Annotated in this window: 32 protein-coding genes; 11 read left to right on the top strand and 21 right to left on the bottom strand. The window is 35.2% G+C overall.

All coding sequences use genetic code 11. The features are described 5' to 3' along the window. Positions 1-86: 86 nt before the first annotated feature. Entirely contained in the window at positions 87-464 is a 378-nt protein-coding gene (locus AC3EA5_RS05030) for a Spx/MgsR family RNA polymerase-binding regulatory protein (protein ID WP_394187751.1), read from the bottom strand. Positions 465-791: 327 nt separating this feature from the next. On the opposite strand from AC3EA5_RS05030, the gene AC3EA5_RS05025 reads away from it, so the two are divergent. Further along, positions 792-1,034, top strand: a complete 243-nt coding sequence (locus tag AC3EA5_RS05025; RefSeq protein WP_394187750.1) for a DUF2626 family protein — start codon at positions 792-794, stop codon at positions 1,032-1,034. A gap of 51 nt (positions 1,035-1,085) precedes the next feature. Here the strand turns inward: AC3EA5_RS05025 and AC3EA5_RS05020 are convergent, their stop codons facing one another. After that, positions 1,086-1,724 carry an MBL fold metallo-hydrolase gene (locus tag AC3EA5_RS05020; protein ID WP_488607327.1) on the bottom strand — a complete coding sequence of 213 codons (639 nt, stop codon included), beginning with the start codon at positions 1,722-1,724 and terminating at the stop codon, positions 1,086-1,088. 162 nt (positions 1,725-1,886) lie between these two features. On the opposite strand from AC3EA5_RS05020, the gene AC3EA5_RS05015 reads away from it, so the two are divergent. Continuing rightward, entirely contained in the window at positions 1,887-2,066 is a 180-nt protein-coding gene (locus tag AC3EA5_RS05015) for a DUF2759 domain-containing protein (protein WP_394187748.1), read from the top strand. Positions 2,067-2,105: 39 nt separating this feature from the next. On the opposite strand, the gene AC3EA5_RS05010 is transcribed toward AC3EA5_RS05015, so the two are convergent. From AC3EA5_RS05010 to rpmG, 5 genes are all read right to left on the bottom strand, one after another. Beyond that, a complete protein-coding gene (locus AC3EA5_RS05010; protein ID WP_488607326.1) occupies positions 2,106-3,221 on the bottom strand; it encodes a YqgU-like beta propeller domain-containing protein in 1,116 nt (371 codons plus the stop codon). A gap of 209 nt (positions 3,222-3,430) precedes the next feature. Next, positions 3,431-5,332: an LTA synthase family protein gene (locus tag AC3EA5_RS05005; protein WP_488607325.1), complete on the bottom strand. Its 1,902-nt coding sequence runs from the start codon at positions 5,330-5,332 to the stop codon at positions 3,431-3,433. A gap of 272 nt (positions 5,333-5,604) precedes the next feature. Then, entirely contained in the window at positions 5,605-5,796 is a 192-nt protein-coding gene (locus tag AC3EA5_RS05000; RefSeq protein ID WP_488607324.1) for a YqgQ family protein, read from the bottom strand. Further along, positions 5,793-6,374, bottom strand: coding sequence for a 5-formyltetrahydrofolate cyclo-ligase (locus AC3EA5_RS04995; RefSeq protein ID WP_488607323.1), 582 nt, complete (start codon positions 6,372-6,374; stop codon positions 5,793-5,795). Before AC3EA5_RS04995 ends, AC3EA5_RS05000 begins: the two co-directional genes overlap by 4 nt. A gap of 54 nt (positions 6,375-6,428) precedes the next feature. Continuing rightward, a complete protein-coding gene (gene rpmG, locus AC3EA5_RS04990; protein WP_394187741.1) occupies positions 6,429-6,578 on the bottom strand; it encodes a 50S ribosomal protein L33 in 150 nt (49 codons plus the stop codon). 171 nt (positions 6,579-6,749) lie between these two features. Here rpmG and AC3EA5_RS04985 point away from each other — a divergent pair, with 171 nt between their 5' ends. Both AC3EA5_RS04985 and AC3EA5_RS04980 read left to right on the top strand, forming a co-directional pair. Beyond that, complete coding sequence (locus AC3EA5_RS04985) at positions 6,750-7,097, top strand: hypothetical protein (protein ID WP_488607322.1); 348 nt, start codon at positions 6,750-6,752, stop codon at positions 7,095-7,097. Then, positions 7,097-7,570, top strand: a complete 474-nt coding sequence (locus AC3EA5_RS04980; protein ID WP_488607321.1) for a hypothetical protein — start codon at positions 7,097-7,099, stop codon at positions 7,568-7,570. The genes AC3EA5_RS04985 and AC3EA5_RS04980 overlap by 1 nt, the downstream gene beginning before the upstream one ends. 36 nt (positions 7,571-7,606) lie before the next feature. Here the strand turns inward: AC3EA5_RS04980 and phoU are convergent, their stop codons facing one another. From phoU to AC3EA5_RS04935, 9 genes are all read right to left on the bottom strand, one after another. Continuing rightward, complete coding sequence (gene phoU, locus AC3EA5_RS04975) at positions 7,607-8,266, bottom strand: phosphate signaling complex protein PhoU (protein ID WP_488607320.1); 660 nt, start codon at positions 8,264-8,266, stop codon at positions 7,607-7,609. Between the two features lie 19 nt (positions 8,267-8,285). Then, positions 8,286-9,044, bottom strand: coding sequence for a phosphate ABC transporter ATP-binding protein PstB (pstB, locus tag AC3EA5_RS04970; protein WP_488607532.1), 759 nt, complete (start codon positions 9,042-9,044; stop codon positions 8,286-8,288). 93 nt (positions 9,045-9,137) lie between these two features. Beyond that, the gene (gene pstA / locus AC3EA5_RS04965; RefSeq protein WP_394187737.1) at positions 9,138-10,016 is read right to left on the bottom strand and encodes a phosphate ABC transporter permease PstA; all 879 of its coding nucleotides are present in this window, start codon (positions 10,014-10,016) and stop codon (positions 9,138-9,140) included. Position 10,017: 1 nt separating this feature from the next. Further along, positions 10,018-10,965, bottom strand: coding sequence for a phosphate ABC transporter permease subunit PstC (gene pstC, locus AC3EA5_RS04960; protein WP_488607319.1), 948 nt, complete (start codon positions 10,963-10,965; stop codon positions 10,018-10,020). Positions 10,966-11,041: 76 nt separating this feature from the next. Continuing rightward, positions 11,042-11,989: a PstS family phosphate ABC transporter substrate-binding protein gene (locus tag AC3EA5_RS04955; protein WP_488607318.1), complete on the bottom strand. Its 948-nt coding sequence runs from the start codon at positions 11,987-11,989 to the stop codon at positions 11,042-11,044. Positions 11,990-12,135: 146 nt separating this feature from the next. Beyond that, a complete protein-coding gene (locus tag AC3EA5_RS04950; protein ID WP_488607317.1) occupies positions 12,136-14,349 on the bottom strand; it encodes a peptidoglycan D,D-transpeptidase FtsI family protein in 2,214 nt (737 codons plus the stop codon). A gap of 114 nt (positions 14,350-14,463) precedes the next feature. Beyond that, positions 14,464-15,072 (bottom strand): superoxide dismutase, encoded by a 609-nt coding sequence (locus AC3EA5_RS04945; protein ID WP_488607316.1) that lies wholly within the window; start codon positions 15,070-15,072, stop codon positions 14,464-14,466. A 121-nt stretch (positions 15,073-15,193) separates the two neighbouring features. Further along, the gene (locus AC3EA5_RS04940; RefSeq protein WP_488607315.1) at positions 15,194-15,673 is read right to left on the bottom strand and encodes a DUF456 domain-containing protein; all 480 of its coding nucleotides are present in this window, start codon (positions 15,671-15,673) and stop codon (positions 15,194-15,196) included. Positions 15,674-15,777: 104 nt separating this feature from the next. After that, positions 15,778-17,409: a Na/Pi cotransporter family protein gene (locus AC3EA5_RS04935; RefSeq protein ID WP_488607314.1), complete on the bottom strand. Its 1,632-nt coding sequence runs from the start codon at positions 17,407-17,409 to the stop codon at positions 15,778-15,780. Positions 17,410-17,600: 191 nt separating this feature from the next. Between AC3EA5_RS04935 and AC3EA5_RS04930 the strand changes: the two genes are divergently transcribed. The 5 genes from AC3EA5_RS04930 to AC3EA5_RS04910 all read left to right on the top strand — a co-directional run bounded on the left by AC3EA5_RS04930 (position 17,601) and on the right by AC3EA5_RS04910 (position 20,541). Beyond that, complete coding sequence (locus tag AC3EA5_RS04930; RefSeq protein ID WP_488607313.1) at positions 17,601-18,104, top strand: DUF1189 family protein; 504 nt, start codon at positions 17,601-17,603, stop codon at positions 18,102-18,104. Between the two features lie 50 nt (positions 18,105-18,154). Further along, positions 18,155-18,493, top strand: a complete 339-nt coding sequence (locus AC3EA5_RS04925; RefSeq protein ID WP_488607312.1) for a hypothetical protein — start codon at positions 18,155-18,157, stop codon at positions 18,491-18,493. An 87-nt stretch (positions 18,494-18,580) separates the two neighbouring features. After that, positions 18,581-19,687, top strand: a complete 1,107-nt coding sequence (ispG, locus tag AC3EA5_RS04920; RefSeq protein ID WP_488607311.1) for a flavodoxin-dependent (E)-4-hydroxy-3-methylbut-2-enyl-diphosphate synthase — start codon at positions 18,581-18,583, stop codon at positions 19,685-19,687. A gap of 14 nt (positions 19,688-19,701) precedes the next feature. After that, positions 19,702-20,280 (top strand): hypothetical protein, encoded by a 579-nt coding sequence (locus tag AC3EA5_RS04915; protein ID WP_488607310.1) that lies wholly within the window; start codon positions 19,702-19,704, stop codon positions 20,278-20,280. 57 nt (positions 20,281-20,337) lie between these two features. Next, positions 20,338-20,541 carry a hypothetical protein gene (locus tag AC3EA5_RS04910; RefSeq protein WP_488607309.1) on the top strand — a complete coding sequence of 68 codons (204 nt, stop codon included), beginning with the start codon at positions 20,338-20,340 and terminating at the stop codon, positions 20,539-20,541. Between the two features lie 407 nt (positions 20,542-20,948). Here AC3EA5_RS04910 and AC3EA5_RS04905 read toward each other — a convergent pair whose 3' ends face one another. Genes AC3EA5_RS04905 through AC3EA5_RS04895 form a run of 3 tightly spaced genes read right to left on the bottom strand, consistent with a single transcriptional unit; the run spans position 20,949 to position 22,997 of the window. Further along, on the bottom strand, positions 20,949-21,362 hold the full coding sequence (locus AC3EA5_RS04905; RefSeq protein WP_488607308.1) for a Fur family transcriptional regulator: 414 nt from the start codon (positions 21,360-21,362) through the stop codon (positions 20,949-20,951). Next, positions 21,359-22,225 (bottom strand): metal ABC transporter permease, encoded by an 867-nt coding sequence (locus AC3EA5_RS04900; RefSeq protein ID WP_488607307.1) that lies wholly within the window; start codon positions 22,223-22,225, stop codon positions 21,359-21,361. The genes AC3EA5_RS04905 and AC3EA5_RS04900 overlap by 4 nt, the downstream gene beginning before the upstream one ends. Then, entirely contained in the window at positions 22,218-22,997 is a 780-nt protein-coding gene (locus AC3EA5_RS04895; RefSeq protein WP_394187722.1) for a metal ABC transporter ATP-binding protein, read from the bottom strand. Before AC3EA5_RS04895 ends, AC3EA5_RS04900 begins: the two co-directional genes overlap by 8 nt. 103 nt (positions 22,998-23,100) lie before the next feature. On the opposite strand from AC3EA5_RS04895, the gene AC3EA5_RS04890 reads away from it, so the two are divergent. Further along, positions 23,101-23,340, top strand: a complete 240-nt coding sequence (locus tag AC3EA5_RS04890; protein WP_488607306.1) for a hypothetical protein — start codon at positions 23,101-23,103, stop codon at positions 23,338-23,340. A gap of 65 nt (positions 23,341-23,405) precedes the next feature. Here AC3EA5_RS04890 and AC3EA5_RS04885 read toward each other — a convergent pair whose 3' ends face one another. Further along, positions 23,406-24,293 (bottom strand): deoxyribonuclease IV, encoded by an 888-nt coding sequence (locus AC3EA5_RS04885; RefSeq protein WP_488607305.1) that lies wholly within the window; start codon positions 24,291-24,293, stop codon positions 23,406-23,408. Between the two features lie 14 nt (positions 24,294-24,307). Next, positions 24,308-25,612, bottom strand: coding sequence for a DEAD/DEAH box helicase (locus tag AC3EA5_RS04880; RefSeq protein WP_394187719.1), 1,305 nt, complete (start codon positions 25,610-25,612; stop codon positions 24,308-24,310). 119 nt (positions 25,613-25,731) lie between these two features. Here AC3EA5_RS04880 and vrrA point away from each other — a divergent pair, with 119 nt between their 5' ends. Then, positions 25,732-26,151 carry a VrrA/YqfQ family protein gene (gene vrrA / locus AC3EA5_RS04875; RefSeq protein ID WP_488607304.1) on the top strand — a complete coding sequence of 140 codons (420 nt, stop codon included), beginning with the start codon at positions 25,732-25,734 and terminating at the stop codon, positions 26,149-26,151. The last annotated feature ends 66 nt before the right edge of the window (positions 26,152-26,217 follow it).

Raw genomic sequence — 26,217 nt, 5'->3', positions numbered from 1 at the left:
ATACTTTCAGTTCGTTTGAAATGGAAGCTTTTCCCTTAAAATAAAAATTCCCTACCTTTTATGGCAGGAAATTTTAATTTTACCTATTAAACAGCTTCAGAAAATTTAATTTTGCTTATAAAACTTTTTAAATGTTCCGGTTGATACCCCACTACTAAGCGTTTTCCGTCTGAAATAATTGGACGTCTTAATAATTTTGGATCTTGAATAATCAATTCTACAACTTGAGAAAGTGGAAGATCTTCTATTTCTACATTTAAGTCTTTAAATGACTGACTTCTCGTAGCTAATATTTCATCGAGTCCTTCTGTTGTTAATGATAACAAAGAATATAATTCTTCCGCAGTTGGAGTTTGGCGGAATAGATGTCTTTCCTTAAACTCCACGTTATTTGCAACCAACCATTTCTTCGTTTTACGACAAGATGTACATGATGGATAAGTAAAGAATGTAACAGGATTCATTTCTAATTCCTCCATTTCATTATTTTTACGTTATACATACTGTACAATATTTGTATATGTTTTGTCACGTCAATTGTTCAGTATTTAAAAATAAAATTTTGGACTTTGCTTTTCATTTTGTATAAGCCTTATTTTTATGGCTTAAATCATTTTCACGAACCTCAATACCTCAACCAATTTAAACAAATTCATTCAAATTAGATTAGAAATTTTCACTCTACACTTGTTTGTCACAATCTATAGACAATCTAGAGTTTACATTTTCAATTAGAATCATTTATAATAAGTAAGAGATTATTGTATGGTTTTTTAAAGGAGGGACTACTCATGAACAATATGTATAAAGTTATGGGTTTCTGGACAGGTATTTTTGCAGTTATGTTTCATTTAGGTGATATGACAGAAGCTTCTTTATTAATGTTAGCGAACACTGGTTTATTCCTTCTTCTAGGGTTCTTGAACCTTACAGAACGTATGTATATCTATATTTTTGGAGCTTACTTAACAATCTTCTTTGCAGGCTTCACGTACTATACAACGTTTATCCACGTACCAGGAGCAGGACATTAATCAAAAACACAAAAACAGCTTGCATCTTATGATGCAAGCTGTTTTATTTTGTTAAAAACCGTTTAAAAATGGATTATGATTCATTTCTTCTTCAGGTGTAGTTGGGTAGCCGTGACCAGGATAGCACATGGTTTGTTCAGGAAGCGTCAATATTTTTTCATGAATCGATTTCATTAATACTTTTTCATTTCCATTGGGAAGATCAGTTCGTCCTATACTCCCTTGGAATAAAGTATCTCCAACGATTGCAAATTCATCATGTTTAAACCAAAATGTTAAACTACCTGGAGAATGTCCAGGAGTATGGATGACTTGAAAAGAGAAAGTACCGATTTCAAGCGTAGATTCATCATCAATTAAGATATCGGCTGGTCTTCCAGATATATTAGGCAGCTCATTAAATCTTGATGAACCATTTTTAAGCGGGTTCGTTAACCAATCTTTTTCAGCCTTATGAATATAAACAGGAACTTTAAATTCATCTCTCACAGCATCCACTGCTCCAATATGATCAAAATGAGCATGTGTTAAAACAATTGCTAATGGTTTTAGCTGCATTTTCTTCAATTCTTTGATTAATTTTAATCCTTCTTCACCTGGATCAAATACTAAACATTCTTTATCCTTATTTGAAACAACATAACAATTCGTTTGTAATGGTCCAAGTGGATAGGTACGTATATTTAACATGAAATCACCTCTCGTGTATTGTATCAGATAGCGCCGTAGGAAAACATACACGTTCAAAGAACGTTCACTTTTTATCCTCGACAAATGCTTGAATAAAACATATAATGGTACATGAAACGTGTATTCGACATTCATTTTCTAATGTCAAAAGGAGTGTCCTTAATGAACTTATTAATGGTTATTTTTGGCCTTGTGGCAATTCTCGGTGCAGTAGGAACCGTTCAAGCTATTAAAGAGAAAAACCTTTTAGGTGTAGTCTTTAATGTAGCAACCTTTGCTATTTTCGCTTGGTTCACTGTAATGACAATTATAGACCAAGGCTATCCACCATCACTACATTAATCAATACGAAAAAGCTGACGATTAATTCGTCAGCTTTTTTCATTCCGTAATATATTCAATCCACTTCAGTTCTTCCCCACTGTTCAAATTAATTATTGTGAACAAACCTTCTCCCTTTAAACAGTACTCCCCATTAGGCGAGCAAATCAATTGAACATACCCTTCATCAAATTCAACACGTTCGTTTGCGGATTTAAAACTAAATTCCACTAATTCTAATCGACTCTGATTTACATCTAAGAGACCTGGATTAGGTGAAATATAAGTTAAAAATGATTCTTGATTTGTCCAAATAATTTCCGGAATAAACCACTGTGAATAATTACTGATTGCAGGAGTTTCAAATATTTTCTCCGTTTTATTTTTCAAATCAGAAAGTTTGTAAATAAATAGTTCCCTTTCTTGATCAATTTGAACTGTTAATGATAAATTTTCAAAGTAGTCAACAAATATATAGTTACTCTCCTTAGACTTAGAGATAGAACCATCTGAAATAGAAATTGTCGTTAGTGGACCTCCAGATAACGCATCATTTTCCTTCCACTCCACCCCCACTAATTCATTAACCGAAGCCCATTCCAAAAACGGCTGAGAAGATGAAATTAATTCCAATATTTGAGTTTTACTCGAGTACCTAAAAGTATCGAACGTCCAATCTTCATAAAAAGCAGTTACCGACATCAATTCAACTTGAGATGGGTGCCACTCAAATACGATTTCAGAAGACTCTATAGTTAATTCATCTACCTTTGTACCACCCATTTCATATATTCCAATTATTGCTTGAAGTGAATTTTCTGACATGAGTAAAGTAAAATGAGATTTGGAAGGATGTATAATTACATCATTTATAGGCATTTCAACAGTTGCATGATGTGTCTTTTTATTGGAATTTAAATCGTATGTATAAACATGTGACCCTTCCATATTGTTCTCCAAAAACATTATTTCTGTTTCAGAAATCCAACCAATGACACGGTCGAACTCTTCACTTCTCGCAACATATGGTGAAGGGATCTTTACTTCTTTGGCTTCATTTGAACTGTCAGGACGTTCCACTGGAGGTAGTTCTGTAGAAACAACCACATTAGGTTCATCATCTTTACATCCATATATAAACAGAATTACTACCAAGATTATTATCAACCGTTTCAAACAGACCACCTCCTCTTATAAAGTAGTACGTTTAAAATCATAATTTGTTTCAGGCAATTGCATATTTATTTCGGTAGAGTATTTTCTTGAATTGTAACGAGAATAAATTCATGTCTTTATGCAGTAGAAATCTCAACAGATTCCCTAACATAACTAAAAAAACCGTTTGTAATAAGCAATAATCTGCTCATCACAAACGGTTTTAAATTTTATTTTGATTGATTCGCTTCATCAATTAATAAATTACCCGTTTTCACATCGTAAAATCTGAGTAAATCACCATTGATAATTTGATCTGAGTAGCCTAGTTCTTCAGCTGCGCGCTCTGTATAAGGAGCACATGATGCTGCATCAGTTGCCAAACCTGTTTCTTTCTCATAGCATGTATTCCCAGCATAAACAAAATCTTTAGTTACAAACCGTCCATCTCTAAACACGACAAATTCTTCGTGATCTTCAGAGAAAACATCTGCACCTAGTTGCATATCTTTACTTGTTTCAATACCAAGCAAATGTAGTAGTGTTGGTCGAATATCAATCTGTCCAGATACTTCTTCAACCACTTGACCTTTATCAGATCCAGGAACGTGAATGAAGAATGGTACGCGTTGCAATTGAGCACTTTCAAAAGGAGTAATTTCTTTCCCTAAATATTGTGCCATTGCATCATTATGATTTTCAGAGATACCATAGTGATCTCCATACATAACGATAATTGAATTTTCGTAAAGTCCTTTTTCTTTTAGATCTTCAAACAAGAGTTTAACCGATTCATCCATATAACGCGCAGTCTGGAAATAACGATTTAATGTTCCTGAATTGGAATCATACTCTGGAATGAATTGATCTGGTTCATCTAAATGGAAAGGATAATGATTCGTTAAAGTGATTAAGCGAGAGTAAAAAGGTTGTGGCATTTCTGTCATATGATCGACAGATTGCTCAAAGAAAGGTATATCTTTTAAACCCCAGTTTACAGCATCACCATCTTCAACTGTGTAGCTATCAACATCGTAAAACTTATCAACATTTAAAGCATTATACATCATGTCACGATTCCAGAAACTCTTGTTATTAGCATGCATTACATTCGTAAAATAACCGTTGTCTCCTAGTCTTTCAGCCATAGAGTTATACGTATTCCCACTATGAGTAAAGAATACAGCTCCACCGCCTAATGGATATAATCCATTTTCAACTAGAAATTCAGAATCGGAAGTTTTGCCTAATCCCGTTTGATGATAAAAATTTGGAAAGTAGAATGTATCTTTATCGCTAGATAACTCATTTAAGAATGGTGTAACAACTTGACCGTTCATTTCTTCATTCATCACAAATGTTTGAAGTGATTCAAGTGAAACAACAATCAAGTTTTTACCCTCAGCTAATCCGAAAACTTCCACATCCGGTTCTGCTTGATTAGAACGAACAAAGTTATTTACTTCTACAAGTTCACTACCATCAGCTAAAGCTCGTTGAGCATGAGATTTTGACTGAATATAAATATCATAGATATGGTAGTTATATGTCCCGATATTTTTAACTAATAACTCACGATCAAAACTACGTGTTAAAAGTTGTGGACGTTCTGTTTCAGATAATCCCAAATTTAAAAACAACACTGCTGCTGCTAAAACAAAGTAAGCTTTGCGAATAGCAGGTTTAATAACGCCAAATTCTTTTTCAACCACGATAAATTTCATTACGATGAAAAGGATCACAACATCTGCAAAATACAATACATCTGTTAAGAAAATACTTTCTGCAGCAGAAGCTCCTAGATCCCCGAAGTTGCTCGTTTGGAATAATACCGGCAACGTGATGAAATCGCTAAAGAAGCGATAGAAAGCTACGTTTGCATATAAAATAATTGCAAGTACGCTGCTGGTAATCAGTAAATATCGATTTCTAGCTTTCACGGATTTAAAGAAAAGTGAAACTCCATAAATAAACAATAGAAAACTAAGTGGATTCAAAAACAATATTAATTGTTGCATAACATTTTCAATTTTCATGTCAAAACTTATATGATAAACAACATATGTTTTAATCCATGTCAATACTATGGCAATTGCCAGAATCGAATGTTTTGGCCAATTAAAGGTCTTCATTCAACATCCTCCTCTAATCTCCCTTATCTTTAGTAAGATATTCGAGAGAACATTATTATATCTTAATACTTTTTTTACAATATCGCAACTTACAGTTCATATGCATCAGTTATCATATACAAATGTCTCATCATTTCACATACCCTTTATTAGACGGATAAAACTCAAAAAAGTTTCAAATTTTTTATATTTATTTATAATCTCTCGAAAATGCATTTATTCCAAAAAAAAATGATAACCAGTAAGATTATCAATTCTTCCTATATAAATGGTTATTTATGCTTCGTAGCTTCCTGTCTAAGGATTAGAATGGCCATTTGAAAATCTTTCAAATCCAAAACACCAGCATTATATAACTCTCGAACTTCATCCTCCATTAACATGGCATCCGAAAGTCGATCTTTCGTATAAATATATGTCCCATATTTTTTCAACAATTGCATAACATCGTATAAGTTTTTCATGACTTACCTCTTTGAGAATGACATATCCATTTATTTTGATCTGTTAGAACAATATCCACTGGCAAATCATGACGTTCTTTTGGCACTGACGGTACCACTTGTTCATCAAATGCTAATGATATCGTTGGACCTTTATATTTTTGTAAGAAGCGATCATAATAACCGCCGCCAAAACCAACTCTATATCCTAAAGAATCAAAAACAACACCAGGAACGATAAGGTAAGATATGTCTTCCGCATTTATTTTATTCGTAATTTCTGGTTTCGGTTCATGTAATTTCATATAAACAATTTCTAATTGATCGAACGAAGTAATTTCGTAAAATTGCATATCTCTTGTTTTAGCATGACATTTTGGTACTGCTACACGAATGCCAAGTGACCAAAGATGTTCAATTAAATGCCAAGTATCAACTTCAGGAAATGAGGAAATGGTAATACCGATGATTTTTGATTGAAGGATTTGTTCCTCATTCAGCAAAGTTTGTGTGATTTGAGCAGAACGAGTTTGATATGTTTGTGAGTCCATTTCTTTTAATATAGCCAAGACTTCATTACGCATAATTGTTTTGTCCAATTAAAACCCTCCATGAAAAAAACCAAAACCTCGCAAGGTTTTGGTTAAATGTTATTATTTTGTTTCACGGTGAACAGTCATTTTCTTTTCACGTGAGCAATACTTTTTCATTTCAAGACGTTCCGGGTTGTTACGCTTGTTTTTCTTAGAAATGTAGTTGCGCTCGCCGCAATCTGTGCAAGCTAGTGTAATATTAACGCGCATCTTTATCCCTCCCATTTAATCAGGATTCAAGTTATCATTTTTGAGCATGATTTATACGACTAACCTATTATAGCATAGCTACTGAAAAAATCTAGTATGAAATTAAACATTTCATTCAAAACTTCGTGATTATGCTAAAATAAAATAAAGAAGCTAATTGAGGTGAGAAGTATGACACTAGAAATATTGATTATGGTTACAGGCGTGGTATTAATTGTTCTTTCTTTTTTTATGAAGAGTCCAGTGAAACGCTTAGAAAAAGAAATTGAAGATTTATCAATTGATTATTATCAAGATATCAATCAACTGAAAAGACGACTTAAAGTTGTAGAAGAAGAATTGATGATTGATCCTAAAATTAGCTTAAAATCGAGTAAAACACAAAAAAAGCCGATACATGACATTTTGGTTAACCAAGTACTCGCACTTCATCAACAAGGTTATAATGATGAGGAAATTAGTAAACGATCAGCCCTTTCTATCGAACAGGTACATTCGGTAATTGGAGGTAAACGCTGATGTCATCTATAATCAGAGGTCTTGGTATTGGATTGTTTACTGCTGGCATTTTATTTACATTTATTTCGATGCCTAATTCTTCTGACGTTAGTAAGGCTGCACCTAACGGATATGAGCTAGTTAAGTCAGAAGAATTAAAGTCTTTACAAGCACAGCTATCTACTTCAAAAGAACAACTGGCTCAAATACAGCTCGATTTAGAAGCTATGTCTAAAGAAAATAATACAGACGAACAAGTTGAAGAAGTTGATGAACCTTCATCTGATCAAGTGAAAACAGTTCTTATTATACGCTCAGGAATGACATCAACTGATATTAGCTCGATATTGGAACAAACGAATATTATTAAAAACCGCAAAGATTTTGATCAATATCTAGAAGATAAAGAGTTGTCAGAAGGTATTCAAATTGGCACCTATGAACTCAATTCATCTATGACAATTGCAGAAATTGCGAATCTTATAACGAAATGACGATAAAAGGCTTATCCAATTGGATAAGCCTTTTGCTTAATTGTTTAAGTCGTAATGGCGACCTTTTACTAAGTAGAACAATTGCTCTGCAATATTCGTTGCGTGATCAGCAGAACGCTCTAAGTATCTACAAACAAAAGATAATTGAGTGATTTGACTTAATTTATCAGGATGTTCTGCACCAACACTTAATAATTGCTGGATCGTTTCCCCATATAAGCTATCTACCTGATCATCAAGAGCAGCGATTTCTCTCGCTTTCTCCACATTTTCTTCAGTGAAAGCTAGCATCACTTGTTCAAGCATGACAATTGTTTTATCTCTCATTTGTTCAATATTGCGTATTGGATAGACAAATTCTGACTTCCCTATACGAATTGTCTCTTTTGCAATATTAACCGCATAATCCCCTACACGTTCCATATCATGAGCTGCTTTAAGCATAACAATCAATCTACGCAGATCGGTTGCAACGGGTTGTTGCTTAGCAAGTAACAAAATTACACGATCATTAATTTCTTCTTCCATTCGATTTATATACATGTCATTTTGAATTATTGATAAGGCGATATCAACGTCCTGATTCAAAAGAGCTGTAATTGATTTATCCAATGTCGATATGGAAAGCTTACTAAGTGCTATAAACTGTTCTTGAACACCACGAAGATCATTTTCAAATTTCTCTCTTACTACCATTGTTCATTCTCCTCCTTAATCAACCAAATCGTCCCGAAATATAATCTTCTGTACGTTTGTCAGAAGGCGTAGAAAAAATGGTATCCGTTTGGTCGAATTCAATCACTTCACCATTTAAGAAAAATGCAGTTTTATCTGAAATTCGAGCTGCTTGTTGCATGTTATGAGTCACGATAATAATTGAGTAGTTTTCTTTTAATTCTTGTACTAATTCTTCTACTTTTAAAGTTGAGATTGGATCCAAAGCAGATGTAGGCTCATCCATTAAAATGACATCTGGTTCGATTGCCAAAGCACGTGCAATACAAATCCGTTGTTGTTGCCCACCTGAAAGACCGTATGCATTTTCATGTAAGCGGTCTTTTACTTCATCCCAAATGGCTGCACCTCTTAAGCTTTTTTCTACTATTTCATCTAACGTTTTCTTATTTTTGATACCATGAATTCTTGGTCCATAAGCAATGTTATCGAAAATAGACTTTGGAAAAGGATTCGGCTTTTGAAAAACCATTCCTACTCTTGTACGAAGCTCTTCTACATTATAATCACTATCAAAAATATTGCGATCTCGATAAATGATTTGTCCAGACGTTTTCACAGATGGGACTAATGCCACCATACGATTTAACGTTTTAATATATGTGGACTTCCCACACCCTGATGGTCCGATAATTGCTGTCACTTCGTTCTCTTTAATAGCAAGATCAATATTTTTTAATGCGTGATGATTCCCATACCATAAATTTAATTGTTTTGTATCATACACGATATTATTCATATTTACATTTTGATTTGAATCAGTTGTTTCTTTAAATTGTGGTTTATTTAAGTTTACTTGAACCATTTTGAAACCCTCCCATGCCGCTATGGCTTAATACCTTTTTTGGAATTTATTACGAATCACTACTGCAATTGAATTCATTATTAATAAAAACATCATTAATACGATAATTCCAGCAGCAGCTACACTTTGAAATGCTTCCTGTGGTCTTTTCGCCCAGTCAAAAATTTGCATTGGCAATGCAGTAAATTGACTTAGTAGGTTGTCAGGTAGGAATTGAATAATAACAGGAATCCCGATTACAACAAGCGGAGCAGTTTCTCCTATTGCTCGTGATAATGCTAATATTCCACCAGTTAATATTCCTGGAATAGCTGACGGTAATACAACTTTAGAAATTGTTTGCCATTTCGTCGCACCCATACCATATGAAGCCTCGCGTAATTCCTTAGGAACAGCACGAATTGCTTCTTGTGAAGCTACGATGATTACTGGCAAAATTAACAAACTCATTGTAAATCCAGCGGCTAAAATACTATTACCTAATGCTAGTGCTCGTACAAAAATCGTTAAACCTAAAAGACCGAACACTACTGAAGGAACACCTGCAAGATTTGCTATATTCATTCGAATAAAATCATTTAGTTTATTTTTCTTAGCATATTCTTCTAAATAAATGGCTGAGCCAACTCCTAAAATTAAAGAAACAGGAGCGATTACCGCCATCATCCAAAGGGAACCTACTAATGCAGCAACTATCCCTGCATTTTCAGGAATACGAGAACCAAAGTTCGTAAAGAAATCTATGGATATAAAGCCAATTCCTTGGCTGACAATTCGATAAAACAGTATCGCTAAAGATAAAAGCGCGAATAATGTGGCCATGAAAAAGATGGCTTTAAATGTTTTGTTCAAAATCATCCGGCTTCCCATACGCTTAACGACATTTTTGTGATCAATATGACGCATTTTAATATTCCTCCCTAAACCGTTTTGAGATAGCATGAGCTAACCAGTTCATGAGAAGTGTAAATAAGAATAACGTGAATCCAACTGCGTAAATGGAATAATAGATTGTTGTACCAAATCCTGCATCACCAGTAGAAACTTGAACAATATAAGCTGTCATGGTTTGAATAGAATCTGTCATGTCTAAATCGAAACGAGGTGTCGATCCACCTGCTAACGAAACAATCATTGTTTCGCCTATCGCTCTTGACACAGCTAAGACAATAGACGCCATAATACCTGATAGTGCAGCTGGTAGTACTACTTTTACAGCAACTTCAAGTTTAGTAGCCCCTAGTGCTAATGCTCCATCACGAATCGAATTCGGAACAGATGTCATTGCGTCCTCAGATAATGAAGCAATCATTGGTAAAATCATAATACCAACTACAATACCCGGGCTTAATGCATTGAATATCTTTAAATCCGGTATGAATTGCTGTAATAATGGTGTTACAAAGGTTAAAGCAAAGAAGCCGTAAACAATTGTTGGAACACCAGCAAGAACTTCTAGAATAGGCTTAATGATTCTTCGCGTGTTATCACTAGCATATTCACTTAAATAAACAGCCGAAGCTAGTCCAAATGGTACCGCAACCACTACAGCAATAGCTGTTACTTTCAAGGTACCCGCAATTAAAGGAAGAATTCCATATAGCGGTTCCTTATTTGAAAACGGAAGCCATTCTTTCCCAAAAATGAAATCTAAGAATGGTACGCGTTGAAAGAACTCTATTGTTTCAAAAATTAGTGTAAACACAATACCAAATGTGGTCAACACCGAAATAGATGCAATTAGAAATAATATAATAGGAATTGATTTTTCAATTCGTTTTTTTGCCTTTTTGCCTCTTTGCTCTTCAATCATTTGTTGAATTGATAATTTATCAGTTTGTCCTGATGTGGCCATTTTGAAATCCCCCTTTACCGCAAAAAGAGAAGAGAGTAGCACCGCTGCTACTCGCCTCTTACACGCATATTATGTCTTATTTTAAACCTTCAAGTGCTTCTAAATCTTCTTTATAAGTTTCTTCTGGTGATCTTACATAGCCAACTGCTTCAGCCATATCCCCAGCATTTTCAAGTGTGAATTTCATGAAGTCATAAACTGCTTCATTTTCTTTTACAGAATCGTTTTTCACATAAACGAACAATGGACGTGATAGTGGTGTGTATTCACCAGATTCGATTGTTTCGTTCGTCGGTTCTACTCCATCAATTGTTACAACGTTCATTGAATCTTTATTTGATAAGTAATAAGCATATCCGAAGAATCCAATTGCATTTTTATCTCCTTGCACGCCTTGTACCAAAGTATTATCATCTTCAGAAAGCGTTGCTGATTTAACAATATCTTCATCTTCTAGGATAATTTCATTGAAATAATCATATGTTCCTGAATCTGTTCCTGGTGAGTAAAAAACAACTTCTTCATCTGGCCATTCTGGATTAATATCTGACCATTTTTTAGTTGTTCCATCTTCAACCCATAATTTTTTCAAATCTTCTACAGTTAAATCCTTAGCCCAATCGTTTTCTTTATTTACCACGATTGATAATCCATCATAAGCTACTTCTAACTCTGTATATTCAATTCCTGCTTTTTCTAATTCTGCAGCTTCTTCTTCTTTAATTGGACGTGATGCATTTGAAAAATCAGTTTCACCAGCGATGAACTTTTCAAACCCGCCACCAGTTCCTGATACACCGGCAGTTACTTGTACATCTGGTTGAACTGCTGCATATTCTTCAACTAAAGCTTCTGTAATTGGCGCTACTGTTGATGAACCGTCACCAATTACCGAGCCAGTTAAATTTTCTTCGGCATTATCTTTGCTATCACCATTATTATTGCTGTCACCATTTCCACAAGCACCTAATAGTAGTGCTGATCCAATCATTGTTGACATCATAGCGAATTTAAATTTTTTCATGTGACGAGTTCCCCCTAAGAATGGTTGTATTTGCCTTACAAACACTACTATATAGGTCCTATGTTGAGGACATATATAGCTAATGTAAAGAAATTGTAAATAGAAAAGCCATGATAGTTTTATTATCATGGCTTAATATCTAAATTCTATTCAATTGTTTCTTCAGTTTCTTCTTCTATCTCTTCTTTTACAAATACAGGTTTAATCGTTTGAATGGTTTTTGAAACTTCTTCATTCGTCTCACTATTTTTTTGTTTAATTTCAAAATAGGCATCTACTACTTCTCGAGCCAGTATCGTACCTGTACTTTCGTACACACCGTTGAAATAAGGAGAATAAGGAATCATGACCGCATAGGCAATTTCAGGATTATCAAATGGAGCAAATCCAATATGTGTTGAATTAATCGCACTTGTACTCTTTCGTGTTTCAGGATTGTAATGTATGGCTTGTGCAGTTCCTGTTTTTCCAGCTGCTTGAAATGGTAAATCACCAAAGTAGGATCTTGCTGATCCGCTGTCACCAAAATAAACGCGGGCCATCCCTTTTTTAATGTGTTCAATTTGAGTTTGTGTATTCTGAATTCGGTTCAATACTGTCGGACCTATTTCTGTTACAAGTGGTCCCATCGTTACACCATCTGGAGAAGGTTCTCTTATTTCTTTAACAACATGTGGTTTTACTCGATTGCCTCCATTAGCAATGGTTGAAACGTATTGTGCCATTTGAAGTGGTGTATACGTATCGTACTGACCAATGGTTAAATCCATTAGATTACCAGGCAGTCTTCCTGTTCCAGTTACCCCGGATACTTCACCAGGTAGATCAATACCAGTTCGAACACCAAGACCAAATTGAGCATATGAATTTCGTAAAATACTAAATGCTGCGAAATCATTGTAATTTACTCTCATACTCTGTTCATATTGATAAACGGCATTCGCTAATCTGAAACCAACTTTAAACATGTAAACGTTGGAAGATTGTTCAATCGCTTGCAAATCAGTCATCGGAATCCTTGAAGAGCGATTAAAAATCGAACTTTTGGGTTTACCTTGTTTACCAATTTTTATTGGTTCATCGATAATGGTTTCACCCATATCTATAACGCCTTGGTCATATCCGGTTAGCAATGTGGCAGGCTTAATGGTTGAACCAATCTCATATGCTGATGTGAATGTTCCATAAGCATAATCTAAAATTTCTCGTTTACCAGTTTCTTTATTCGTGCTTAATTGTTTTCCTACCATCGATAAAACTTCACCAGAGTAAGGATCCATCATCACAACAAATGCACGATCCAATAAATTAGAACCTTGTTTTTGCTTCATTTCAATTAATTTTGTTTCTACTAAATCTTCAATTTTAGCTTGAATTTCACTATCAATCGTTAGAACTAAATCTTTCCCAGGTTCTCCTTTAAAAACAGTTTCAGTGGACGTTACACTTCCTTTTCCATCTGTGATGTTTTTAACGACTGATTTTTGACCTTGGAGGATTTCTTCATATTGTTCCTCAATATAACTTTTCCCAACTCGATCATTTCTGGTATAATCCCTCGCAATAAAATAATCTATACTTGATCGAGGAATCCCTTCTTTTGGTGAAGTAGTTCGACCTAAAATTGCGAGATTGGATTTCGGAACACGTACCCAATCCGTTGTTGTATTGACACCTTTTAAATCTCCTAATCTCTCTGAAACTCTCGCAAATTCTTCTGGACTTACAGTATCACTTTTAATAATTTGAGGAGATAAGGCATACCCAGAAGACATTTCACGAAAAATGGCTAATACTTCAAGCTCTTCATCAGAAAATGAATTTAATTCTTCAGGAGTTATTCGATCGCGAACAAGTTTATCAATTTTTTGTTGCTTTTGTGAAGTTGTTAAATCTACATTTTTATTAATAGCGTCTTGTTCTTTTTTAGATACTTTTTTATATGCATCTTCAGTGTTATTCATAATCCAAAAATCTTGTTGATCCCTTAAGGTAATATCATCTATCGATTTATCGATCAACTCGGCTAATTTTTCGGCTATTTCCATCATTTCTGATGATTTTGTTGTTTGCATTTTCGTATATGTAATGGCATTTTTAGGTTCATTATCGACCAAAATTCGACCAACACTATCATAAATTCTTCCTCTTGGAACACTTGAATTAACAGGTACTTCTTCCGTCCGTTCTAATGCACGTTTATATTCTTCGCCTTCTACTATCTGTAAATAACCCAATCTCAAAATGAGTATTGTAAAAAGTAAAAAGATAGAAAAAAAGAGGATATTCATACGAAATGCGACATTTGCGCGAAGTTTGGCTTTGACACTTGCGGAGCGTTTTTTATTAGGTTTACGCAATTTTCATCCTCCTATTAACTAAAATCCTGTCTAACAGTATACCATTAATTGAAATAAAAAAGCACACCCCTAAATGACGATTTAAGGGTGTGCTTAGTTTCATATTTAGTAAAATTATTTAGCAGATTCGTAACGTTTTGAAACTTCGTTCCAGTTAACAACGTTCCAAAAAGCGCCAATGTAATCTGGGCGACGATTTTGGTAGTTTAAGTAGTAAGCGTGCTCCCATACGTCTAAACCAAGTAAAGGTGTTTTGCCTTCCATGATTGGTGAATCTTGATTTGGCGTAGATGAAACTTCAATTTCACCATTGCTCACTGATAACCAAGCCCAACCAGAACCAAAACGAGTTGTAGCCGCTTTTGTAAATTCTTCTTTGAAAGCAACGAAGCTACCAAATTTCGCATCGATTGCTTCAGCTAGTGCACCAGTTGGCGAACCGCCACCATCAGCAGATAATAATTCCCAGAATAATGAGTGGTTAGCATGACCTCCACCATTGTTACGCACTGCTGTACGAGCAGCTTCAGGTACTGCATCTAAATTAGCAATTAACTCTTCAACTGATTTACTTAATAAGTCATCATGTCCTGCAAGTGCATTGTTTAAGTTCGTAACATATGCATTGTGATGTTTTGTGTGGTGAATGTTCATTGTTTCTTTATCAATATGAGGTTCAAGTGCGTCATACGCGTAAGGTAATTGTGGTAATTCATAAGCCATTTGTTATTTCCTCCTAAGCGATTATAAGAATTGTTTTTACAATGTCTAGCGTATCAAACTTACGTCATACGTTCAAATATTAAAGACTCAATTATGCAAATTCAGTCTTTTGTCTGAATCATTACACAACCCAAAGAAAAATAACTATCATGACAATCTGAACAATCCCTTTTGTAAGAACAGATGTTAAGAATCCGACAACTGATCCCACACCTGTTTTAAGTGCTTGTTTAATAGAAGTTCTAGTAATCAATAATTCAGCGATTATAGCTCCAACAAAAGGTCCGATTAGAATCCCAAAAAATGGAATGATGAAGGGCCCAATTAGTAAACCAATGGTACTCCCCCAGATTCCCGCTTTACTTCCTCCATACTTTTTAACACCAAACGCGTTCGCCATCATATCTGCACCAAAAAGTAAAATCACAAATAAAATTTCGATTAACCAAAACCACCAAGGTAAATCCAAGAATGTAAAGAATAGTCCATACAATAAAAATCCACCAAGAATGAAAACGACTGCTGGTATAATCGGATAAACTAAACCGATGAATGCAATAATAAAACATATAATAATAAGTCCCCAACCAAGATATTCCATCCTTTTCCCCCATAACAACAATATTTAATTGCAAATAAAAAATCTCCTCTATATCGTGCCCTACATCATCTGAGATGTAAAGACACTAGAGGAGAAAATTTGGATTATGCTCTTTTTCCTAGAACTGCTTCAGCAATATTAACTGCGTGATCGCCAATACGTTCTAAGTTACTTACTAAGTCAACAAAAACAATTCCAGCTTGAGGAGAACAAACGCCCTCATTTAAACGCATAATATGCTTTTTGCGGAATTTACGTTCCATTTTGTCGATTAAATCTTCTTGTTCTGCCACTTCACGTGCCAGTTCAGAACTTCCAATATCAAGAGCTTCAAGTGCTTTTTCTACCGTTTGAATCGTTAATACAAACATTTCAGTGATATCTTCCATCGCTTGATCAGTCAATTTAACACGATTACCAATTTGATAGTCGATTAACTCTAAAATGTTTTCAAAATGATCTCCAACTCGTTCAATATCACGCACAGTTTCCATTAACATGATATGACGACCTGAATCGGCATTTGAAATTGATTCAGCTGAAATTTTAACGAGATAATCTGTAATTTTATGATCTAAATTATTTATCGCATCTTCGAGTTGGTAACCCGTTTCAGCATGTTTTTTATTGTTTGTTTTCAGATATTCAAATGATTCTTTTAATCCTTGCACACTAAAGTGACCCATACGAAGAATTTCTTCTTTCGCTTGCCCTATGGCAATAGATGGTGCCGTTTCAATAAAGTGTGGATCTAAATGTTTTGGTTTATATTCAATTGTTACTTCTTCACCTGGGATAAACTTCGTAACAAGGTATGCCCAAGCTCCAATTAATGGGAACTGAATAATGGTATTAGCTACATTGAAAGTACCATGTGCAAAAGCAATTTGCATTTTTTCCTCTAAACCTAACACACCAGTTAACCATTCAATGTAAATGGTAAAAGGAGTTAATAGAACAAGGAATAGTATAGATCCTACCACATTGAATAATACATGTGTTGCCGCAGCGCGACGAGCAGCAATTGAGGCACCAATTGAAGCTAAAATTGCTGTAATGGTCGTACCGATATTGTCACCAAATAATACAGGAAGAGAAGCATCTAAATTTAAGATACCTTCTGAGTACAGACCTTGTAAAATACCTACTGTTGCACTAGAGCTTTGCACAATTACAGTAAACACTGTTCCGACTACTACACCTAATATAGGATGTTCACTCATACTAATTGTTAAGTCAATAAATGCTGGTAATTCTCTTAGGGGTTTCATTCCCCCACTCATTAATTCCATCCCTAAGAATAAACCACCAAAACCAAAAATAACTTCTCCTAGGTTTTGAATTTGATTTTTCTTAAAGAAGAATATCAGGAATGCACCTAAAGCCATGATTGGTAATGCTGCTTCACCAACATCAAATCCAATGATAAAGGCTGTTACGGTTGTCCCAATATTGGCTCCCATGATTACACCAATTGCTTGGCGTAAAGTCATAAAACCAGCACTTACTAAACCAACAGTAATAACTGTGGTACCTGAACTCGATTGAATCAAAATAGTTACGATTATACCGACTAATACACCCATAAAAGGATTTGTCGTAAATCGATCTAAAATTTCACGTAATCGATCACCTGCTGCTTTTTGCAGACCATCGCCCATGTATTTAATAGAGAACAAGAAGATCCCTAGACCTCCAATGAATTGAAACAGCATTTCCTGCCAATTTAATTCCATTATTCAACTTCAGCTCCTAATTCGACAATTTTCAACATTCCCCATTATGAAGAATTCGACACCACATTGTAAAGGACCTTCACATAAAATTTACAATAACTTAACAATCAGTGCAAATTTGGTCTTATAGTTTTCACAATTCTATTTAATTTACTTATTTAATAGTAGTATGATTAGTCTAATAAGGAGTGATGTGCTTGTCTTTTACAAAATTATTTTTTGCTTCGCTTTATGAGCCTAAAAAAACGGCTGCTTTCAGGCTGCTTTCTATAGGAAAAGTTATTCAATATATCTTTATATTTATAACTCTCATCACGATTTTTTCTTTCATTCAATTTGTTTTCGGTATAAATAATCAATCATCTTCTATCGTTGGATTGATTGAATATATAGAAGGAATGGCATGGATCCTCTATCCTTTTGCTTTTGTTTTACAATTTGTGATGTCAACATTGTTTGTATTTAGCCGCATTAGTATATTAGCTCTAGTTGGTTTCTATTTATTAAAATTGTTAAATCGTCGCGGGGATTATCGCCATGTGTGGCGCACAGCAGCATTTGCCTACACAGTTCCTACTATTCTTTCCTTTATCTTATTGTTCTTGGGAATAGGAGATACAATTATTTTCCTGGTGACACATTCTCTTAGCTTCATCTACTTATTTCTTGCATTAACCTATTATCCCGCCAAATAATCATAATCTCTCTTGATTCAACATATAAGTTGATAAAGGGGGATTTTCTTATGCGCATTATTGGACTAGCTACTTTAATATTACTTGTTTCCTATATAATAAAAGTTGATCTACTCGATGGTACAATTTCACTTGCGGCATTTACACAAGAGGAACCTATATGTACTGATAGCGTCTATTATGATGTCTTTCCTGTTCAAACAGTAGAAAATGATACCATCTTTTCTTTATTCGCCGTATATCCTTCTGAGACTTGGGTTAGTTTCCCTGAGCGATTAGAAGCTTTTTATCAAGAAAATCCACATTATCGAAATCAATCTTTACAATCTTTTGAAACAGTGCAAATTCCAATCTTCAAAAAAGAGTCATCCGCATGTTCTGAAAAGTGAAGTAACGTTTCTTCCTTGTCATTTCCTTTTCAAGACTGCTAAAATGTAGAGTAGTGAAGGCGTAATGCCTGAAAAGGAGAGAATCTAATGAGTGAACTAATACACCGTTCTAAAACTCGTCCCGTTCGTGTTGGGGATTTAATTATTGGTGGCAGTGATGAATTATTTATTCAAAGTATGGCCACTACAAAAACACATGATGTCGAAGCAACTGTTGCAGAAATATTGCGTTTAGAGGAAGCTGGTTGTCAAATTGTACGTGTAGCATGTCCTGACGAACGTGCAGCTGATGCAATCGCAGAAATTAAAAAACGGATTAATATACCTCTAGTTGTAGATATCCATTTCGATTATAAATTAGCTTTAAAAGCAATCGAGAACGGAGCTGACAAAATTCGAATTAACCCAGGGAACATTGGGCGTCGTGAAAAAGTTGAAGCGGTTGTCAATGCGGCAAAAGCTAAAAACATTCCGATTCGAATAGGTGTTAATGCTGGATCACTTGAACGTAAAATCATCGAAAAATACGGGTATCCTACAGCGGATGGAATGGTCGAAAGCGCACTACACCATATTAAAATACTCGAAGACCTAGATTTCCATGACATTATCGTTTCATTAAAAGCCTCAGATGTAAGTTTAGCTATTGAAGCTTATATTAAAGCATCACAAGCATTCGATTATCCATTACATTTGGGGATAACTGAATCAGGGACTTTAGTAAATGGTTCTATTAAGAGTGCCGCTGGATTGGGTGCACTTTTAAGCCACGGAATTGGGAATACTCTTCGAGTTTCACTAAGTGCAGATCCAGTTGAAGAGATTAAAGTGGCGAGAGAATTACTGAAAGTATTTGGTCTTTCTTCAAACGCTGCAACGTTAATTTCATGTCCAACTTGCGGACGAATTGAAATCGATTTAATTACAATTGCCAATGAAGTTGAAGAATATATTTCTACAATTAAAGCACCTATTAAAGTAGCTGTACTTGGATGTGCTGTTAACGGACCAGGTGAAGCTCGTGAAGCAGACATTGGGATTGCTGGAGCACGTGGTGAAGGCTTGCTGTTCATGAAAGGGAAAACTGTTCGAAAAGTGCCTGAAGCAACAATGGTGGAAGAATTGAAAATTGAAATCGATAAAATTGCACAAGAATATTTCGATAAGCAAGAATTAGAAAAACAAAACGTATAAAGGAGTCATTGCATATGTCTAATATTCGATTCGGTATCGATATTGATGGTACCGTCACATGCCCTACTTCTTTATTACCACATATCAATAAGCAATTTTCCTGTAATTTAGTTTTAGATGATATTAAGGAATATGATTTAACCAAGGCATTTCCTATTACACCTGATGAATTTTATCAATGGTTTCGAAAAGCCGAACCTGAAATTTATGCCACTTCCCCTATTCAAATTGACGCTCATTCAATTTTGACAAAGTGGAAAAAGGACTTTGAATTATATTTCATTTCAGCTCGTGGCCAAAATGTGAAGGATGTAACTTTTGAGTGGTTTTTAAACCAAAACCTAGAATACGATCACATAGAATTAATTGGTTCTCACGATAAAATACAAACAGCAAAAAATTACAATATTGATGTATTTTTTGAAGATAAGCATGATAATGCAGTTGGACTCGCAGAAGAGCTTAATATTCCAGTTATTCTTTTTAATACTCCTTACAATCAAGAGCCTGTTCCAAATGGCGTTGTAAGGGTGGATAATTGGTTAGAAGCCGATACATGGATACAACATCATTTCATTAAAAATAAAGCGTGAGGACCCTTCCTCGCGCTTTTTACATGCTACATAAAGTAAAGAAAAGGTTGTGATTAAATGAAACGCTTCAAAGTAGTAATTCCTATCATGATTATTGTTGCGATTTTAGCTACATGGATTCTAGGGAAAGACCATAGTGCAGTCCCACTTGAATCAAGAATTCTCATCACCATCGGTGGAACTTTAATATCTGGAATTATTTCATATTTTTTGTTAAGCAATAAAGAAGATCAAATTGATCCAAAACCAAAACAAAAATAAGTTAAAAAGAGACCCTTCACAAAAATGTGAAGGGTCTCTTTTGTTTGTAGACCAAAGAATAGTGAAATTGAGTTCTTATTCTTAAGATGGAATGATAAAGAATGTTGTCGGCTATTTCTTTCGCTTTCCGCGGACGAAACGCTAGCCTCCTCGGCACATCTGTCTCTGACAGATGTGCCTGTGGGGTCTAACGTCTTTCGTTTTTCCACAGGAGTCTTCAGAAATAGCCGACAACGTTACTGTTAAAAAGTGAACAGAGTAATGTTTACTGAAGAAATTAGTAATTAAATTAAAAGATTGTTCACTTAGTAAGAATTCATTTGTCATATCGTTCCGTTAAGGGTTCCGATTCTTTTTTATTATCAATAGATGATGGAGTTGAAAATAAAAGCAACAAACGGCCTATATTAACCTATACATTCAGGGCATTTACCGTAAATCTCTAACTTATGATTATCAATTTGATACGCTGGAAGTTTTTCTTGAACAGCATCCATGGGACAAATATGAATCTCTTTTATTTTCCCACAAGACATACAGATGAAATGGTGATGATGATGGTCTGTTTCACACTGCATACGAAAGTGTCTTTCCCCAGATAACTCAGTTTCTTCTAATATACCGAGTTCAACAAATGTACTCAAATTTCGATAGATGGTATCAAAACTCATCCCCGGATAATCTTTTTTCATCACGTTCAATAAATCTTTAGCCGTTAAATAGCGATCATTTTCTTCAAATAACTCAAGAATTTGTTCTCTTTTATCTGTTTTTTTAAAACCTTCATTTTTTAAAACTCCCCAAGCTTTCGTTAAATTCATGAAGTAACAACTCCTTCGTCCTTCGTGACAACTTTGAGCCAAATCTTTTTACCAATTAAAACGATTAAAAGAATACATATAGAAGTGACAACAATTGTCCCACCCGGTGCAATATTTAAATAGAAAGCAGTAACCAACCCAATAATGACAGCCGTTTCACCGAATATCACGGCCAATAAAATGGCTTGTTTAAAACCCTTAGCTAAACGCATACTCGCAGCGACTGGTAACGTCATTAAGGAAGAAACAAGTAATATCCCTACAATTCTCATGCTTGCTGCTATAACCAATGCGGTAACAATCATAAATAAGATGTGAATCCATTTCGCAGGTAGGCCAGAAGCACGTGCGTATTCTTCATCAAACGAAAGAACAAATAGCTCTTTATAGAAGAAACGCAAAAATAAGATGACAATTAGCGCAATAATGACAACAATCCATAAATCTTGTCGACTTACAGCAGACACTGAGCCAAACAAATAGCCAAAAAGGTCTGCACTAAAGCCATTCGCAAGAGAAATGAAAATAGCACTGATTCCTATTCCCGCTGACATAATAATTGGAATGGCTAACTCTTCATAATGTTTATACAATCTGCGAAGTCTCTCAATTAAAACAGAACCACTAACAGCAGACAATATTCCTAAATATAGTGGATTTAACATCGCAAACAAAGGAACCGATTGGCTTAAATATAAACTCCCAGCAATACCAGCCAATGTAACATGGCTTAGAGCATCGGCAATTAACGATAATCTTCGAACAACTATAAATACGCCTAATAACGGAGCAATAAGACCAATTATTAAGCCAGAAGCAAATGCGTTTTGTAAAAATTCATAATTCCATAAAGCTTCAATCATGATTGCACGCCTCACCTTTCACATGATGAATTTTCCGAACAGAATGACCATACCAAGCCTCTCGGTCTTCATCACTCATTTCCTCAAATTCTTGTTTGAATCCGTGAAAATGAATGGTTTGATTTAGACAGGCAACATGGCTTATTCGATTTGAAACGGTATCCACATCATGTGTGACTAAAATCAGGGTAATATTTCGTTCACTGTTTAACCGCGAAAGCATATCATAAAACGATTGCACATGTTTATGGTCGATTCCAACAGTGGGTTCATCTAGCACAAGACATTTCGGATCGCTAACAAGTGCCCTAGCAATAAAAACTCGTTGTTGCTGTCCCCCAGATAATTCTCCTATGGATTTGGAAGCAAACTTTTCCATGCCAACGGAAGATAGAGCTTCTTGAACAAGATGATCTTTGCTATTTGGTAGTTTCTTAAACAATCCAGTCTTTTTAGCTAACCCGCTTGCCACTACTTCAAATACTGTTGCAGGAAATCCAGTGTTAAAAGAATTGGATTTTTGAGAAACATAGCCAATCCACTCACGTTGTTTAAATTCTTTTGCTTCTTTGCCAAATAAATGAACAGTACCAGTTGATGGTTTAAGCAATCCTAAAATGATTTTCAATAAAGTCGATTTACCAGAACCATTAGGTCCTAAAATTGCTAAGAAGTCTCCTTGTTTCACTTGCAAAGATATATTTTTTAAAACAGCTGTTTGATCATATTGAAATGATACCTGCTGTAATTCAATGTCATATGGCGTTGACAAATCGATCGCCTCTTTCTAATTCAAAATCATTACGATTTACAAATGATTAGTATAGCGGACATTTGATTGATTGTAAACTCTAATATCTTGAAAGGAAGATGGAATGGATTTACTTGAATTTATACAAAACTTGAAAAGTAAAAGTGATGCTGAGCTTGCAGAAATGTCAAAGGTCCTCCCCGTTTCTCTATCTAAAAATGAAATAAAAGGACTTAGACCTCTTTTAGAGAAGGTATCCATTCATTGGGCATTTACTGGGATTCCTTCATCTTTTAAAAAAGAAATTGCTAAAGTGATTGGCAAAACAAAAGCAAAAACATTATTCAACTTTTATAATGTCTAAAAAACGTGTATCAATGAATGCAAAAAAGAGATTCAAGCAAAACTCTGCTTGAATCTCTTTAATCTTTATACTCTTAATGCATCTATTCGGTCAGGTGTAAATGTTTTAGTTTTTAACATCTCAATTTCATATAAATATGGAGCTGTTTTATTCTTAGCATCGAGCCCTACAAAAGGTGTCTCAAGAATTTTTGGAACTTGCGTAAGACTTGGATGATGAACAATATAGGATAAAGCATCAAATCCAATTTCACCAAATCCAATATTCTCGTGACGATCTTTACCCGCTCCACGTACGTTTTTACTATCATTGATATGTAAAACTTTTAATCGGTCAATACCAATTAACTGATCGAATGAAGCAAGTACACCGTCAAAATCATTTACAATGTCGTATCCAGCATCATGTGTATGACAAGTATCAAAACAAACGGATAAACGCTCGTTATTTTTGACTCCGTCAAAAATTTGAGCCAATTCCTCAAATGACCTTCCGCATTCAGTGCCTTTTCCCGCCATTGTTTCTAATGCAATTTGCACCGGATAATCTTGAGAAAGGACTTCATTCAATCCTTCAACAATTTTAGCGATTCCCTCTTCTGTACCCGCCCCGACATGTGCACCTGGGTGCAATACAATTTGTGTTGCCCCAATTGCGGCTGTACGTTCTATCTCTTTTTGAAGAAACTCGACGCCTAGAGCGAAAGTCTCTGGTTTAAGAGAATTACCAATGTTAATGATATAGGGAGCATGAACAACAATATTTGACATGCCGTTTTCTTGCATGTGAGCTTGTCCTGCGGCAATATTCAGTTCTTCAATTGGTTTTCTTCTTGTATTTTGAGGAGCACCTGTATAGATCATGAAGGTTGTTGCTCCATATGACTTTGCTTCTTCGCTAGCAGCTAAAAGCATATTCTTTCCACTCATTGAAACGTGTGAACCTAGTAACAAAACAAAAAACCCCTTTACTTTTTACGGTTTTTAATGCGTCGTTCTCTCTTTTTCACTTTGTCCATTTCCCATCTCATATTGCGTTTATATCCTGGCTTAACCTTTTTAGGTTTGCGAACCATAGATTTTGCCTTTGCATCTATTTCATCGGCCACTTTTTCAGTTTTACGATTTTTACGTGTGTGACGTTCTTTAAGTTCAGACCATTCGCCATCTTTTACATCTTTATGAACAAAAGGAATTCCCATTTTTTCAATGCGAACAATCGCATCTTCATCTGTTGGTTCATATAATGTAATAGCTGTTCCCTCAAGACCAGCGCGCGCAGTACGGCCAACACGGTGGATGAAGAACTCTAAATCCTCAGGAAGTTCAAAGTTAATAACATGACTCACACCTTGAATATCAATCCCACGTGCAGCTAAATCAGTTGCTACAATGTATTGGTATTCTAAGTCGCGCACTTGCTTCATCATACGAGTACGTTCGCGAGGAGATAAATCTCCATGGATACGTCCAACACGATACCCTGCTTCAGCTAAATAGTTAGCAACAGAGTCTGCATTCGATCTAGTATTTGTAAAAATAATAGCTAGGTAAGGATTTATTCCTTCCATAACTTCTAATAAACGTTTCTTTTTCGATTTACTTCTAACCGGAACAAGTGTGAAGTCAATGCCTTCAGCAGCTGGTTTTTTTAAACCGATTTTTATATGGACTGGTGATTCCATATATTTTTTCAAGAAAGGTTGTAATCTTTCTGGAATCGTTGCAGAGAAGACATACATTTCTAATGAATCTGGCATCTTCCCAGCAAAAGCATCAATTTCTTCAATAAAACCTAAATCAAAAGCTAGATCGGCTTCATCTACTACTAATATAGGAGCAGTGTGAACGAGTAAAGCATTCTCTTTTACAAGGTCACGAATACGTCCTGGAGTACCCACAACAATATGAGGTTGTGTTTTTAATTTATCAATCGAACGTTGTTTATCAGTTCCACCGATAAATAGTTTCGATTGAATTTCAGTACCTTCTGTAAGGCGATTCAATTCTTCAAAAATTTGTGAAGCCAGTTCTCGAGTTGGAGAAGTAATAATTGCTTGCAACTCTGCTTTCTCACTAATAATTCGTTGCACAATTGGAATTAAAAAACTGTGTGTTTTCCCTGTACCCGTATGTGCTTGACCAATTGCGCTTTTCCCTTTTAAAATCACGGGAATCATTTCTCTTTGAATAGGTGTTGGTTCAGTAAAACCTAATTTGCTAATTGCTTTTTGCAAAAAGGGTTGAAAATCATAATCTGCGTATTTGGACATTTGAGTCCCTCCTAACATACCTTTATATTACCACGTTTTTTGTTGTGAAGACCATTTGACAATGATAGTTGTTTCAAGACGTTACGTCAAATAACAGTTAATTTAGAAAGGAGGATATTATGCGTTACGAATCATTTTACCCATTTTCTCAAGGACAATATCAACAACCTCAAAATCCATTTTCTTTTCCCCAAAATCGATTCTCAGGAGGTCCTCCCATTAGGCCTGGTGGCTTTGGAAATAATAGATTTTCAAATTCACCACAAACTCAAATTCCCGGTGGCGGATTACCTTCACGAATGGAACAATACTTACAAACCGCTGAAAGGTTCATGTCAACAGCCCAACAATTAACTCCCATGGTCAAGCAAGTAGCACCTATGGTTCAAAACCTTCCCGCTCTTTGGAAAATCTATAGAGGCTTTCAAAACATGCCCGATGTAGCGTCAAACGCTTCAGCAGCTAGAAGTGTTGCTAATGCCGCTAGCACACTAGCAAACGGTGCATCTCAACCACGTATTTTCCAACCACCTGTATGAGTTTTGAATTAAACTCTTCTCTCCGTTATAATAGAAGTATTACTCTTGAGAGGAGTGCTCAATCAC

The sequence above is a fragment of the Paenisporosarcina sp. genome (assembly GCF_057785155.1).
The sequence above is the reverse complement of the archived record's forward strand: the minus strand, read 5'-3'. Positions and strand labels throughout refer to the sequence as shown.